At 63.9% G+C, this 13,369-nt stretch carries 13 protein-coding genes; 10 read left to right on the top strand and 3 right to left on the bottom strand.

What is annotated here, in order from left to right:
- Positions 1-106 precede the first annotated feature (106 nt).
- The 5 genes from JMY29_RS12090 to JMY29_RS12110 all read left to right on the top strand — a co-directional run bounded on the left by JMY29_RS12090 (position 107) and on the right by JMY29_RS12110 (position 4,906).
- Positions 107-1,492, top strand: a complete 1,386-nt coding sequence (locus tag JMY29_RS12090; RefSeq protein ID WP_189076829.1) for an amino acid permease — start codon at positions 107-109, stop codon at positions 1,490-1,492.
- A gap of 138 nt (positions 1,493-1,630) precedes the next feature.
- Complete coding sequence (locus tag JMY29_RS12095) at positions 1,631-2,680, top strand: thiamine pyrophosphate-dependent enzyme (RefSeq protein ID WP_079580513.1); 1,050 nt, start codon at positions 1,631-1,633, stop codon at positions 2,678-2,680.
- A complete protein-coding gene (locus JMY29_RS12100; protein WP_189076828.1) occupies positions 2,673-3,752 on the top strand; it encodes an alpha-ketoacid dehydrogenase subunit beta in 1,080 nt (359 codons plus the stop codon). Before JMY29_RS12095 ends, JMY29_RS12100 begins: the two co-directional genes overlap by 8 nt.
- Positions 3,745-4,074 carry a biotin/lipoyl-containing protein gene (locus tag JMY29_RS12105; RefSeq protein ID WP_018776287.1) on the top strand — a complete coding sequence of 110 codons (330 nt, stop codon included), beginning with the start codon at positions 3,745-3,747 and terminating at the stop codon, positions 4,072-4,074. Before JMY29_RS12100 ends, JMY29_RS12105 begins: the two co-directional genes overlap by 8 nt.
- A gap of 1 nt (position 4,075) precedes the next feature.
- Positions 4,076-4,906 (top strand): alpha/beta fold hydrolase, encoded by an 831-nt coding sequence (locus JMY29_RS12110; protein WP_082924586.1) that lies wholly within the window; start codon positions 4,076-4,078, stop codon positions 4,904-4,906.
- Positions 4,907-4,930: 24 nt separating this feature from the next.
- On the opposite strand, the gene JMY29_RS12115 is transcribed toward JMY29_RS12110, so the two are convergent.
- Positions 4,931-5,344: a MarR family transcriptional regulator gene (locus JMY29_RS12115; protein WP_018776289.1), complete on the bottom strand. Its 414-nt coding sequence runs from the start codon at positions 5,342-5,344 to the stop codon at positions 4,931-4,933.
- Between the two features lie 71 nt (positions 5,345-5,415).
- Here JMY29_RS12115 and JMY29_RS12120 point away from each other — a divergent pair, with 71 nt between their 5' ends.
- Both JMY29_RS12120 and JMY29_RS12125 read left to right on the top strand, forming a co-directional pair.
- The gene (locus tag JMY29_RS12120) at positions 5,416-6,099 is read left to right on the top strand and encodes a phosphoribosyltransferase (protein ID WP_209783757.1); all 684 of its coding nucleotides are present in this window, start codon (positions 5,416-5,418) and stop codon (positions 6,097-6,099) included.
- Positions 6,100-6,210: 111 nt separating this feature from the next.
- Positions 6,211-7,395, top strand: a complete 1,185-nt coding sequence (locus tag JMY29_RS12125; protein WP_374757942.1) for an IS30 family transposase — start codon at positions 6,211-6,213, stop codon at positions 7,393-7,395.
- Between the two features lie 66 nt (positions 7,396-7,461).
- Here the strand turns inward: JMY29_RS12125 and JMY29_RS12130 are convergent, their stop codons facing one another.
- The gene (locus JMY29_RS12130) at positions 7,462-8,796 is read right to left on the bottom strand and encodes an MFS transporter (protein ID WP_018776291.1); all 1,335 of its coding nucleotides are present in this window, start codon (positions 8,794-8,796) and stop codon (positions 7,462-7,464) included.
- 126 nt (positions 8,797-8,922) lie between these two features.
- On the opposite strand from JMY29_RS12130, the gene JMY29_RS12135 reads away from it, so the two are divergent.
- Together JMY29_RS12135 and JMY29_RS12140 are read left to right on the top strand one after the other, a co-directional pair.
- On the top strand, positions 8,923-9,669 hold the full coding sequence (locus tag JMY29_RS12135; RefSeq protein ID WP_035733076.1) for an IclR family transcriptional regulator: 747 nt from the start codon (positions 8,923-8,925) through the stop codon (positions 9,667-9,669).
- Positions 9,670-9,791: 122 nt separating this feature from the next.
- Positions 9,792-10,592 (top strand): MoaF C-terminal domain-containing protein, encoded by an 801-nt coding sequence (locus tag JMY29_RS12140; protein ID WP_018776293.1) that lies wholly within the window; start codon positions 9,792-9,794, stop codon positions 10,590-10,592.
- Between the two features lie 72 nt (positions 10,593-10,664).
- On the opposite strand, the gene JMY29_RS12145 is transcribed toward JMY29_RS12140, so the two are convergent.
- A complete protein-coding gene (locus JMY29_RS12145; RefSeq protein WP_189075133.1) occupies positions 10,665-12,140 on the bottom strand; it encodes an APC family permease in 1,476 nt (491 codons plus the stop codon).
- Positions 12,141-12,374: 234 nt separating this feature from the next.
- Here JMY29_RS12145 and JMY29_RS12150 point away from each other — a divergent pair, with 234 nt between their 5' ends.
- A complete protein-coding gene (locus tag JMY29_RS12150) occupies positions 12,375-13,334 on the top strand; it encodes an AraC-like ligand-binding domain-containing protein (RefSeq protein WP_018776295.1) in 960 nt (319 codons plus the stop codon).
- The last annotated feature ends 35 nt before the right edge of the window (positions 13,335-13,369 follow it).

Below are 13,369 nucleotides of genomic sequence, written 5' to 3' on the forward strand. Positions count from 1 at the left end.
GCGAGAATTATTCCACGGCTCTTGCTGCGTCGTCGACGCCGCGCCTGCCCGGCCCAAGACGCCGGCACGCCACACCCCGTATGAAATCCATAGAAGGTAGACACGTATGACAACGAAGTCCATCGCGGCTCCTGCCCCAACATCCGGCCTCGGCCATTCACTCAAGCCCCGCCAGCTCACCATGATGGGCTTGGGCAGCGCGATCGGCGCAGGCCTCTTCCTGGGCTCCGGCGCCGGCGTGCAGGCCGCCGGCCCGGCCGTCCTCATCTCCTACCTCGTAGCGGGAACACTGATCATCCTCGTCATGTGGGCCCTGGGTGAGATGGCGGCGGCGAACCCCAACAGCGGCGCCTTCTCCGTTTACGCCGAAAAAGCCATGGGCAAGACCGCCGGCGGAACCATCGGCTGGCTGTGGTGGTTGCAGCTGGTGGTGGTGATTGCGGCAGAAGCACTGGGTGCCGCCGGACTGCTCTTCTCGGTCTGGCCGGTGATCCCGGTCTGGGTCCTGGCACTGGTCTTCATGGTGGTGTTCACGGGCATCAACCTGGTGGGCGTCCGGAACTTCGGGGAGTTCGAATTCTGGTTCGCCATCCTGAAGGTGGCGGCCATCGTGATCTTCCTGCTCATCGGCGCCGCGCTGCTGTTCGGCTGGCTGCCCAACGCCACCTCACCAGGGCTCTCCGCCTTCGGCGACTTTGCGCCGAACGGCATCGGCGGCATCGCCGCGGCCTTGTTCGTGGTGATCTTCGCCTTCGGTGGCACCGAGATCGTCAGCGTCGCCGCGGCTGAAACAGAAAATCCCGCCCACAGCGTCGGCAAGGCCATCCGCACGGTGGTCTGGCGCATCCTGGTCTTCTACATCGGCTCCGTTTTCGTCATTGCCGCCATTCTTCCCGTGGGCTCGGAGGGCCTGAAGTCCCCCTTCGCCGGAGTACTCGACATCGCAGGAATTCCCGGTGCGGGAACGGCCATCACCCTGGTTGCCGTGGTAGCGCTGCTCTCCGCCTTGAACGCCAACCTTTACGGCGCATCCAGGATGATCTTCTCCCTGTCCGAGCGTGGCGAAGCGCCCCGCCTCCTGTCGAAGCTGAGCACCGCCAAGGTGCCCGTGGCCGCCGTCGGAATCTCGGTAGCCTTCGGCTTCATTGCCACCATCCTGGAGCTGCTCTTTCCGGAGAAGATCCTGCCTGCCCTGCTGAACCTCGTAGGGTCCACCTGCCTGGTTGTCTGGGGTACCGCGCTGGTGTCCCAATTCATCCTGCGGCGCCGGGCAGACCGCGAGGGCGCAGAATTGCCCCTTCGCATGAAGGGCTTCCCCTACCTCACCATCCTGGGCCTGGTCTTGCTGGGCCTAATCTTCGTGGTGGGTTTCGCCAACCCTGAGAGCGCGGGCCAGCTGGTCGGCACCTTGATCCTCATCCTGGTCATTGCCGCCGGCTGCTTCCTCAACGCCAAGGCAAAAGCGGGAAAGCCGGACCACCAGGCCAGGTAATCTACTGCTAGCAAGATTCCGGAAGCCCTGCGCAGTTTGTACTGCGCAGGGCTTCTTTGCTTATTCAACTTGTACAAAGTGTTGTGTCACCACTGAGCTTATTGCAAAAGAGCTTATGCGGTGACTAGGGTCACAACCATGACGACTCAACCAGCGCTTGCGGCCGTCGATGACGACGCCGCCCCGCTCTCCAACCATCAACTCCGCGAGCTGTACACGCTGATGGCAGCGGTCCGCCACCTGGACACTTCAGCCGTAGCCTGGCAACGCCAGGGCATCATCCCCGGGTACGCGCCTGAGCTTGGGCAGGAAGCAGCCCAGGTGGGCAGCGGTTACGCCGTGGACCTGAACCGGGACTTCGTCTTCCCCACCTACCGGGAGATGGGCGTGGCCCGGGCCATGGGCCTGGACATGGTGGGTTACATGTCCACCCACAAGGCCACGTGGCACGGCGGAATGTACAACCCCCTGGAATCCAGGTTCGCACCTATCCAGGCCGTGGTGGCGGGCTCGGTCCTGCATGCCGTTGGATGGGCCCACGGCCAGACCCTTGCCGCCGCTGACGGCGAAACCGGGGTAGCCATGACGTACTTCGGCGATGGCGCCTCATCCCAGGGCGACGTCCACGAAGCCATGAACTTCGCCGCTGTCATGAAGGCACCTGTGGTGTTCTTCATCCAGAACAACGGCTGGGCAATCTCCGTGCCCACCGAACGCCAGGTGGCCGGCGGATCCGTCGCAGCAAGGGCGGCCGGATACGGCATACCTGCACTGCAGGTCGATGGCAACGACGTCGTCGCCGTCTTCGAAGCCACCCGCTCCGCCTTCGCCCACTGCCGCCGCGGCAACGGACCCGTGGTGATCGAAGCCATGACCTATCGCCGCGGGCCGCACTCCACCGCCGACGATCCCGGCCGTTACCGGACCCTGGAAGAAGAGCGACTCGACGCCGGAGAGGACCCGCTGGAGCGGTTCAAGCAAAGGTTGCTGGCCGACGGCGTTGCAGACGAAGCCTTCTTTGCCGACGCCCAACGCAGGGCAGAGGAAGAAGCAGAAGCCATCCGGACCGGAATCCAGGACCTGGGTCCCCGCCCGGGCGCTGAAATGTTCAGCCTCGTCTTCCAGGAGCCAACTCCGGCCCTTCAATCCCAAGCCAGCGCGTGGCGCGAGGAGTCAGAACATGTCTGAGACGATCACCGAAATGCCCTCCGCCGCCGCTGAAACGGCCGGCATTGAACAACTGTCCATGCAGCAGGCGCTCAACCGCGCACTCGATGAGGTCCTGGCCGAAAACCCCAAAGCTGTCATCTTCGGCGAAGACTGCGGCCGGCTCGGTGGCGTGTTCCGCATCACCGACGGCCTCCAAGCCAAGCACGGCGAGGACCGCGTGTTCGACACGCCCTTGGCCGAGTCCGGAATCCTCGGCATGTCGGTAGGTTTGGCCATGGCCGGTTTCCACCCGATTCCCGAGGTCCAGTTCGATGGCTTCGCCTATCCGGCCATCAACCAGATCGTCTGCCAGATCGCCCGGATGAACTACCGCAGTCGCGGCACGTTGCCCATGCCCATCACCCTGCGCGTGCCCAGCTTCGGCGGTATCCGCGCACCCGAGCACCACGGCGAAAGCCTCGAGGCATTGTTCGCGCACGTACCGGGACTCAAGGTGGTTTCCCCTTCAAACCCGCACGACGCCTACCATCTGCTCAAGTACGCTGCCACGCGGCCGGACCCGGTCATCTTCATGGAGCCGAAGTCCCGCTACTGGCAGAAGGGCCCGGTGGATGTCACCTCCGCTGCCGCCGTCCCTGCCACAGCAGCGCACGACGGCGGCTCACCCGACGGCGGCAGCCTCACCGGCGCCCGCGTGGCCAGGGAAGGCCGCCACCTCACATTGGTGGCGTGGGGTGCCATGGTAGCCCGGTGCCTCCAGGTGACCGAGCTCGCGGCCGAGGACGGCATAGACATTGAAGTCCTTGACCTGCGCTGGCTCAAGCCCATTGATGCCGAAGCCTTGGCGAGGTCCGTCGGGAAGACGCGGCGCGCCGTCGTCGTCCATGAAGCGCCGCTGACCTCGGGCCTCGGCGCCGAAGTCGCCCAACTCATTACGCAAAGTTGTTTCGCAACGCTGAAGGCACCGGTGGAGCGTGTGACCGGCTTCGACGTCCCGTACCCCTCCGGCGACCTGGAGGACGAATACATCCCCAACATCGACCGCATCCTCTTTGGGATCCAACGCGTACTGGAGTACCGCCGTGGCTGAAATTTCCTTCCCGCTTCCGGACCTCGGCGAGGGCCTTATCGAGGCAACCGTGCTCGACTGGCTGGTTGAACCCGGCCAGCAAGTGGAACGCAACCAGCCGATCGTGGAACTCGAAACCAGCAAGTCCGCGCTCGAATTGCCCAGCCCCCAGGCGGGTAAAGTGGTGCGTATTCACGGGGCGCCCGGTGAGACCATCAACGTTGGCGCACCGCTGATCGTGTTCGAGGTTCCGGACGACACCGCCGGAATCGTGGGCACTGTTCCGAAGGACGAAGCACCCAAGCGCAGGGTCCGCCTGAGCGCCGTACTCGATGAGGACTGACATGATGACTGGCAGGCACACCGTGGAACAGCAGCGGCACACAGTGGAAGGTACCGACCCCGGGCTGTTCGTCGAGGTTCATGAGCCGGCTTCCGATGCCGGGCTGCGCCCCGTCCTGCTGATCCATGGCTTCTCTTCCTCCAGCAAACTGAACTGGGCCGACAGCGGCTGGATCACCACGCTCCAGGACGCCGGGCGCAGGGTCATCACCGTGGACCTGCCCGGCCATGGCCGAAGCCACTCCCCCGAGGACCTGGACTCCTACACCCCCAGCCGGATCCGTGCGGATCTCCTGCAGATAGTGACCGACGCCGGTGCACGCCCCTTGCGCGACGGCGACCCTTCCACGGGACTTGATGTCATTGGTTATTCGCTCGGATCACGGCTGGCGTGGGAGTTTGGTGCCACGCAGCCCGATCTGGTCCATAGGATCGTCCTGGGCGGCCCAAGCTCAGCAGATCCGCTGGCAGCGTTCGACCTTGTGGCTGCTCAAAAGCACCTCGCTGACGGCACGCCCATAGAGGACCAGTCCACCGCGGGGCTCTTGAAGATGGCCCAGATGCTGCCCAGCAACAATTTGTTTGCCATGTTGTCGCTCATCGAGGCCATCAAGGGCGAACCTTTCGATCCTGCCGAGGCGGCCCCGCACATGCCACTGCTGCTGGTGGCCGGCGAGAAGGACGAAAGGGCTGCGACCATGCCGGAGCTTGCCTCCATTGCGGGCAAGCATGGCGGCATGGTGGAGACCTTGGTCATTCCCGGGCGCACGCACACCAATGTGATCACAAGCCGGGCCTTCAAGGACGCTGCCGCCGAATTCCTGGGCGTCTAAACCTCCCGACGCGGTACGGCTGGTCTAGCGGGCCAGCCGTTCCGCGTTGAGGCTCATGCGCTCCAGGACGCTCAATGCCATGGCGTACTCATCGATGCCGATACCCATCGAAAGATCCTGACGCGCATCTTCCACCAGCTGCTGCGCCTCGTGGTACTTCTCCCGTCCCCGCTCGCTCAGCGCCAAACGGTCATCGATCATCGTGATCATTCCCCGGCCCACCAAGGCTGCCAGTTCCCGCTCGCGCAACCGGATGTCACCGCCCCACAGTGGCTGCAGTGCCTCCTCAAGCTGGTCCGGAAGCATGGAGTGCTCGGCCAGGGTGGCAAGAGTCTGCCACTGGCGGCGCGTGAGCTTGATCCGCGCCAAGGTGCGGTCCAACTGGACTTCCAGCGCAGCGTCCAGCCTTTTGATCCAATATCCGATGGGCTTGTTCACAAGCCCATGCTTTCAGTGGAGGCCGCGCCGGGCAAGGTGTGGACGGTAGGCTTGGAAGGGCAACAAATGACGTGGAAGTGGAGCAGATGGGCATGCGTTTCAAGGACCGCGCGGAAGCCGGTCGACGCCTGGCTGAAGGACTCCCGCAGCTGAGGGAGCGACCGGACACCATCATCCTCGGGCTCGCCCGGGGTGGTATTCCGGTAGCCGCTGCAGCAGCTGCGGAACTCTACCTGCCCTTTGGCGCCCTCCTGGTGCGAAAACTGGGAATTCCCGGCCGGGACGAAACTGCGTTCGGGGCTTTGGCGTTGTCACAGGGCGAGGTGCTCCGGATCGTCAACAAACCGTTGAGAGATCTCATTCTTGCCCGCGGCATCTCCCAATCGGCCTTGGATAGCGTCGAAGCCCGGGAACGTTCGGAGCTGCTGCGCCGGGCCAAGGAATACCCGGGCACGGACCACGACCTGCGCGGGAAGACTGTTGTCCTGGTAGACGACGGACTTGCCACCGGCGCCACCATGCGGGCCGCGGTGGAAGCCGTCCGGTCGGCAGGAGCGGGCACCGTAGTGGTGGCCGTCCCGGTTGCATCGCTTGAAGCGTCGGCATCGCTCGCCCGGGTCTGCGATGTTGTCATTGCCCTGCACACGCCAGGTAAATTCCATGCTGTCGGCGCTTTCTACGGTCACTTCGAACAGCTTTCCGACGCCGATGTGGTGCGCCAGCTGGAAGGCGCGGGCGTCGCCGGGCGTCCGTAGCCGGCGTCGGACCCGGTAGCGGAGACAGGGTCCCGGCAATGACAAAATGCGGGTGCGGTCCATGGGCAAAGTCATAGGGTCGTTGCAACGCTCTGATTGATGGAGCGTTTTATGGTCAAGTTGTTCCCCAAGGCTGCGCGTACTGAGTTTCTTGATTTGGTGTGTGCGGGGATGCCTGTTCGTACTGCTGCCCGGCGTGTCGGGGCGGTGCACGCTACCGGGCACAATTGGTGGGTTCAGTCTGGCCTAATGATGACCGTGAACCGGGGTGCTACCGGAGGTCTTGCCGATCCTGCTCCTTCAGTCGGGGGCCCTGGCCGTGCGTTGGGTCTGGAAGAGCGAGGCATGATCCAGATGGGTGTGCGGATGGGCCTCAGTTACGCGAAGATCGGCGCATTGATCGGGCGGGATAAGTCCGTAGTTTGGCGGGAGGTCAAACGCCACACGAGCGCGGACGGGAAGTACTACGCCTCGGTCGCTCACGCCAAAGCGCATCAGGACAGGCGCCGTCCCAAACCCTTCAGGCTGGCCAAGGACGAGGGTTTGTGCCGGCTGGTCGGCGTCTGGATGGATGACGGGTGGAGTCCGAAGCTGATCTCCTCGATGTTGGCGTATTACTTCGGTGACGATCAGACTATGCAGGTGAGCCACGAGACGATCTACCAGGCCCTTTACGTCCAAACCCGCGGGAACCTGCGGGCGGACCTGGCCGAAAAGCTCAGCCTGAAACGCAAACAACGCATCCCCCACGGCACTGACCGGCGCGCCAACAGCCCCTATAAAGAGGCCTTCAAGATCAGCCAACGTCCCGCCGAGGTCCAGGACCGGGCAGTGCCCGGGCATTGGGAAGGTGACCTCATCATCGGCGCCAACGGGACAGCGATCGGAACCTTGGTGGAACGCTCAACCCGGTTCACGATCCTGCTGCACCTGCCAGGGGACCACACCGCGGAAACCGTTGCCGCCGCGATGATCCGGGAGATGGCCTCCCTCCCGGATCACCTGCGCCGGTCGATCACCTGGGACCGCGGCACCGAGCTGGCCGACTACGCAAAAATCCAGACCGCTCTCGATACGACGATGTACTTCTGCGACCCGCACTCGCCCTGGCAGCGCGGCACCAACGAAAACACCAACCGGCTCCTGCGGTTCTGGTTCGAGAAAGGCACTGACTTTTCAGTGCACACCCCCGAGGACATCCGCCTGGTCGCAGCGAAACTCAACCGCCGCCCCAGACCAACACTGAACCTCGAGACCCCAGCCAACCGGCTAAACCAGCTGCTACAAGCGGCCTAACCCCCAGCGTTGCTCCCACCAATTGACTTTGCCATGTGGACCGCACCCGCTTTTGTCATGTCGATGTCAGTGGTGGACGCTGTACCCCAGCGGACGTCCCCGGGTTTCCTTCGCGAGGATCACGCCAACGGCGGAGATGATGCAGAGGCCCATGATGTAGAGGCCAACCGAACCGGACCACTTGGTGGCATCCAGGAGCGCCTGGGCAATCAGCGGCGCGAAAGCTCCACCGAGGATGGCACCAAGGGCATAGCCGATGGAGATGCCCGAGTAGCGCACCTGGGCCGGGAACATTTCTGCGTACATGGCCGACATCGGACCGTAGGACAGGCCCAGGCCGATCGTCAGTACGAACAGCGCAGTCCCGTAGAGCAGGATGTCCTTGGTGTCGATGAGGGCGAACATCGGAATCATCCAGGCAAAGACCAGGCCATAGCCGATCAAGAACGTCTTCACGCGGCCGATCTTGTCTGAGAGCCAACCGCCCACCATGGTGAAGATGAGCCAGCCGAAGGAAGCGATGGTGGTGGCCAGGAGAACCTGTGGCAGCGGCATCTTCAGGGCCTTGGTGGCGTAGGAGATGAAGAACGCAATCAGCAGGTAGCCTGCTGCGTTGTTGGCGATGAAGATCAGCGCAGCGAGGACAACTTCCTTCTTGTTCCTGCGGAAGAGTTCACCCAGGGGAGCTTTGCTTTCAGCCTTTCGCTGGGCAAGTTCCTTGAAGACGGGGCTCTCGCCGACCGCGCGGCGGATCAGGTAACCCACCACGATCAGAACAACGGACAGCAGGAAGGGCACACGCCAGCCCCAGGCAGAGAAGGCCTCCTTGGACATTCCCGACTGCAGGAAGAAGAGCAAACCGGTAGCCAGGATCATTCCGATGGGCACACCGATCTGCGGGTAGGCACCGAAGAGTCCACGCTTCTTGATCGGTGCGTGCTCCACGGCCATGAGGGCAGCACCGCCCCATTCACCGCCGGCGGAGAAGCCCTGGACGACCCGCAGGAAGATGAGCAGCACAGGTGCCCAAAGCCCGATCGTTTCGTAGGTGGGCAGGACACCGATCAGTGCGGTGGCAGCTCCCATCATGACCAGCGTCATGACGAGTACGGCCTTGCGACCCATCTTGTCGCCAAGGTGCCCTGCGACGAAGGCTCCGAGAGGACGGAACAGGAAGCTGATTCCGATGGTGGCAAAGGACAAAAGCTGGGCCACTCCCGGGTTGGACTTCTCCAAGGGAGAGAGGAACAAAGGCGCCAGCAGCGTCGCAGTGAGCTGGGCGAAGATGAAGAAGTCGTACCACTCGATGGTGGTGCCCACCAGGGTTCCGGCCAGGACCCGGCGCTCTTCGCGCTTGCTGCTTGGGCCTGACGGCGAGTCGACAGTGGAAGTTGCGGTCATTGAAACTCCAGGGATGTGTGACAGAGCGATGCGAGACGTGCATTAACCGACAGAACGGTCAGTTAGGAAACAATACTACAGCCTGTGACCCAAAGCACAGCCCCCACGCCGCGCCGCCAACATAGGATGGTTCGCATGAATCCAAGCAGCGGCGTCAAGGGCCAGCCGGAAGCCGGGACACAGGTCCCGCCGTCGCAAACGCTCTCCCGTGGAATCAGGGCACTGGAGATCCTCGCCGCCGCCGATCGGCCGCTCACCATTGGAGAACTCACAGAAGCACTGGGCGTGCACCGCTCCGTGGCCTACCGGATACTCAGGACCCTGGAAGACCATTCCCTGCTGGTTCGCGACGACTCCGGACGCGTCCAGCCCGGCCCCGGCCTTTCGGTCCTGGCCAGCGGCGTCTCACGGAACCTGCAAACCGCTGCCCTCCCCGAACTCACACAACTGGCAAACACCCTCCACATGACGGCCTTCATCGCCGTTTGGGACCACCAGGAATGTGTCACCCTTGTCACCGTCGAACCACGGCACACAGGCGCGGCGCTCGCCCAGCACCCGGGCAGCCGTCATCCCGTCAGCACAGGTGCCCCCGGTATTGCCATCCAATCCACCATGACCGAGGAACGCTGGCAGCAGGTAGGCGCGGGCAACCCCTACCGGCCCGAGGCCCACGAAGCCCGCCGCGTCGGCTACGCCACCAGCCACGACGAAGTCGTTGCCGGACTGTCTTCCATTGCTGCCCCCATCAAGGTTCCGGGCGGACGGCCGGCGGCGATCGCCGTCGTCTATATCCGCCTGGACCAGGACGCCGACGCCGTTGGAAAGGCCTTGGCAGCCAGTGCTGCACGCATCGAAAGCCAACTGGCCTGAACCTTTCCTTCCAGGTCAAGCGGCGTGCCCCACAGCACAAGACTCCAAGGCCAGGGCACCGAATACTCGAAGAAGGACCGGACACGCCGTCCGCTCCTTCTTTCGAGCACGAGAAGGAATCCATGAGCCTGAATCTTCTTGACACCTCCAACTGGCTGCCGCTGGACGGACTGGCCCCCGGCTTCGACGCCAACAAGGCCCCCGCCGTACAGGACCTGGCCGGGCAACAATTCTCCGTCCGCGGCGACGGAGGACCCATGACCTTCAGCTTCGACGACGAAGAAGTGCAATGGGCTGCCGCCGGCCACGCAGGAACAGCCGCCTACGAAGCCTTCGTTGTAGCCGAGGAGCTGTATTACTGCCAATGGCAGAGCGTCCTGGAACCGGAACTCGCCGTATCCCTGGTCCTTGATCTTGCGCGGGGCCGGGCGCTCTACATCGGCGCCGCGCTCGGCAGGGCCACCGCCTCCAGTGTCGCCGTGCACCACGACTTCCGCCCCGGAACACTGGACGGTTATTCCGCCACGGGCGAGGCCATCTCGGAAAGCACGGCACTCATCGGCCGGCGCGTCGAATGGGTCTACAGCGAATCACACGCCTACGAACACATCTACCTCAGCCCCACCTGGTACACCTGGCAATGCCTCGCCGGTCCGGAGCGCGGATTGGCAGACACCGACTCCAACACCGTTCTCCAGGTCCGCCCCGGAATCTTCGTCTTCACCTGGCGGGAGAAGGTCATCCCGTGCGGCTCGGTCACAGTGGCCGACCACCGCGATCCCCGCGCCATCCGCTCCCACGGCAGCCTCTTCGGCTGGAACGAGGAAGGCACGGAACCCGTGCATTTCACGTTCGGCGCACACGGCCGCTTGATCAGCATCACCCACCACACCCCGGAACTGAATCCGGCCATAGCGGGCTAGTACGGGAGGGTGGAACAAAGGAAGCCCCGGCACGGAGAACGTGCCGGGGCTTCCTTTGCGGGCCTCAGAGGATCAGTCCTCCGAGCCATGCCCGATCCGGGCGTACAGCGCAGGCTGCGAGCGCCGCAGGCGCAGGCCCCACACCACGCCCACGACTCCTGGAAGCAGGACCAACAGCGGCAGGACGAACGTGGCAGCCGTCGACTCCGTCTGTCCCAGCAAGACGTTGAAGTTGGCCAGGATGAGCACGAAAACCACTGCGAGCAATACGAAGCCCAGTGCCGGCGCAACGACCCTGACCCACAGGCTCGCGCCGTGCTGCTGCCGGCGGAAGAAGCCGATCACGGCAACCGACACCACGGTCATCAGCAGCACCAGCCCCATGGCCCCGCTGTTGGTCAGCCACGTGAACATGGTCAGCACGGGGTACAGTTCGCCGAGTTCGGAACCGGATCCTGCGATGGCGAACGCCAGGGTCACGACGACGGCGATCACCGTCTGCGCCAGCGAACCGGCGTACGGCGCCCCGCTGCCGGCCCGGACCTTGGCCAGCGCCGAAGGCAGGACGCGCTCGCGGCCGAGGGAGAAGAAGTACCGCGCTACGGCGTTGTGGAAGCTGACAAGTGCTGCGAAGAGGCTGGTGACGAAGAGGAGCTGGGCGATGTCGCTGAGCAGCACGCCTCCGTTGGCACCCAGGAACGCAAAGATCATGTCCGGACCATTCTCTGTGGCCGTCGCAATGACGGCGGAGGGGCCGGCCCCCATGGTCATGGCCCAGGCCGATACCGCGTAGAAGACGGCGATGATTCCCACAGCTGCGAACGTTGCCCTCGCAACAGTACGCCGGGGATCCTTTGACTCCTCACCGTAGATGGCGGCGGATTCGAAGCCCATGAACGCCGCAATGCCGAAAGACAGGACGGCTCCGATCCCGGGCACAAACAGCGTCTCCGGGCTGAAGGTGGCAGCGCTGACACCTTCCGGGGCCACGGCGAGGCTGATGACGTCGTAAACGATGACCACCAGGAATTCGAGGGCCACCAGGACGCCGAGTACCTTGGCGGAGAGGTCAACCCTGTTGACACCCAGCCAGCCGACGATGGCGATGCAGACCAGCACCGGGATCCACCATGGGACAATGATGCCCAGTCGCGCGGAAAGCAGCGAAGAAACCGTGAAGCCGAACAGTCCGTAGATGCCTACCTGCATCAGGTTGTAGGCCATGAGGGCAACCAGTGACGCGCCCACGCCCGCAGGCCGCGAAATGCCTTGTGCTATGTAGGCGTAGAAGGCGCCCGCGTTGGTGACATAGCGGCTCATGGCCGCATAGCCCACCGCGAAGAGCGCCAGGATTCCGCCCAGGACCAGGAAGGACAATGGAACACCCGTCACGCCGGTCACAGCGAAAGTCGTGGTCACTCCGCCCGCGAGGACGGTCAACGGCGCAGAGGCCGCGATAATCATGAAGGTCACTGCCGGTACGCCAAGCCGTCTCTTGCTTTCGACCGTTCGGGCGGTCGTGCCCATAACGGGGTTATCCACGCTCATAGTGTGCTCCTGCCTCGGCGCCGCGGGAGATGTGCGCGGCACGATGTCTGTCATTCCGCAATCTTCCACCGCACGGCGGGTGCGTGACTTGTCTCACACGGCAAGGAGCTTGTCGCTGCACGCAAGCACGTTCGCGCCCGGGCGCCGGTGTAGAATCGTGGGCAAGCTCACATCCGCGCCACCGGCGTTCTTGCCTCCTGGCAGCGGCACCACGGGCCATTGAAAGGGAACTTGATGACCGTCGCGGCTGATACGGGCCCCGCAACCGTGGAAACCATCGTGGCGGAGTCGTTCCAGGAGTGGAGCAGGGCAATCTCCGCTTCCTTCGTACCCCTGCTGGCCCAGGGGCCACGCAATTCGACATTCCACGGAACCATGCGCGCCCGCGTCCTGGGACAGATCTCGGTGGTGGAAATCACCGCCGGACCCCACACCGTACTGCGCACCCCGGAGCTGATTGCCAAGTCCACGGGCCGCTTCTTCAAGCTCAGCATCCAGCTCAGTGGATCGGGTCGCCTGGTTCAGGACGATCGCGAAGCCGTCTTGCGCCCGGGGGACCTCTCCATCTACGACACCTCCCGCCCCTATCAACTAACGTTCGACGACGACTTCCGCACTTTGGTGCTCATGTTTCCGCATGTCCTGCTGGACTTGCCGGCCGAGGCCATGGGCCACGTCACTGCGTTGCGGATACCCGGCGACGAAGGCCTGGGGGAATTGATCAGCCCGTTCCTGGTGAAACTGGCCGACAACCTCGATGCCCTCTCCGGCACCAACGGGCTCCGGCTGGTCCACAACGCACTGGATCTGGTGACCACCTTGTTCAACGGCGAACTCGATCAACTGATCGAAACCGGCCGGGACCCACACCTGCTGCTCCTGGGGCGTATCCACGACTACATTGAAGCCAACCTCGGAGATCCCGGACTCTCCCCCGGAACCATAGCGGCGGCCCACTACATCTCCACCCGGCACCTCCACGATCTTTTCCAGGAAATCGGAACCACGGTGGCTGCCTCCATCCGGCAACGGCGGCTGGAGAGATGCCGGCGTGACCTGCGGGATCCGGTGCTGGCCGAACGGCCCGTTACCGCCATTGCGGCCCGCTGGGGGTTCACCGACGCCGCCCACTTCAGCCGGATCTTCCGGGCAGCTTTCGGGAACTCCCCCACCGGCTACCGCAACAGCCACTAACGGTTCCCTGCACCGGAACCCGGGGGACGCCGTCG

The organism is Paenarthrobacter nicotinovorans (genome assembly GCF_021919345.1).
In the GTDB taxonomy this organism is placed as follows: domain Bacteria; phylum Actinomycetota; class Actinomycetes; order Actinomycetales; family Micrococcaceae; genus Arthrobacter; species Arthrobacter nicotinovorans.

Excerpts from the sequence above, each read along its gene's own strand:
- JMY29_RS12090 (WP_189076829.1), top strand. The coding sequence starts at position 107 with ATGACAACGAAGTCCATCGCGGCTCCTGCCCCAACATCCGGCCTCGGC.
- JMY29_RS12095 (WP_079580513.1), top strand. The coding sequence starts at position 1,631 with ATGACGACTCAACCAGCGCTTGCGGCCGTCGATGACGACGCCGCCCCG.
- JMY29_RS12100 (WP_189076828.1), top strand. The coding sequence starts at position 2,673 with ATGTCTGAGACGATCACCGAAATGCCCTCCGCCGCCGCTGAAACGGCC.
- JMY29_RS12110 (WP_082924586.1), top strand. The coding sequence starts at position 4,076 with ATGATGACTGGCAGGCACACCGTGGAACAGCAGCGGCACACAGTGGAA.
- JMY29_RS12125 (WP_374757942.1), top strand. The coding sequence starts at position 6,211 with ATGGTCAAGTTGTTCCCCAAGGCTGCGCGTACTGAGTTTCTTGATTTG.
- JMY29_RS12130 (WP_018776291.1), bottom strand. The coding sequence starts at position 8,796 with ATGACCGCAACTTCCACTGTCGACTCGCCGTCAGGCCCAAGCAGCAAG.
- JMY29_RS12135 (WP_035733076.1), top strand. The coding sequence starts at position 8,923 with ATGGTTCGCATGAATCCAAGCAGCGGCGTCAAGGGCCAGCCGGAAGCC.
- JMY29_RS12140 (WP_018776293.1), top strand. The coding sequence starts at position 9,792 with ATGAGCCTGAATCTTCTTGACACCTCCAACTGGCTGCCGCTGGACGGA.
- JMY29_RS12145 (WP_189075133.1), bottom strand. The coding sequence starts at position 12,140 with ATGAGCGTGGATAACCCCGTTATGGGCACGACCGCCCGAACGGTCGAA.
- JMY29_RS12150 (WP_018776295.1), top strand. The coding sequence starts at position 12,375 with ATGACCGTCGCGGCTGATACGGGCCCCGCAACCGTGGAAACCATCGTG.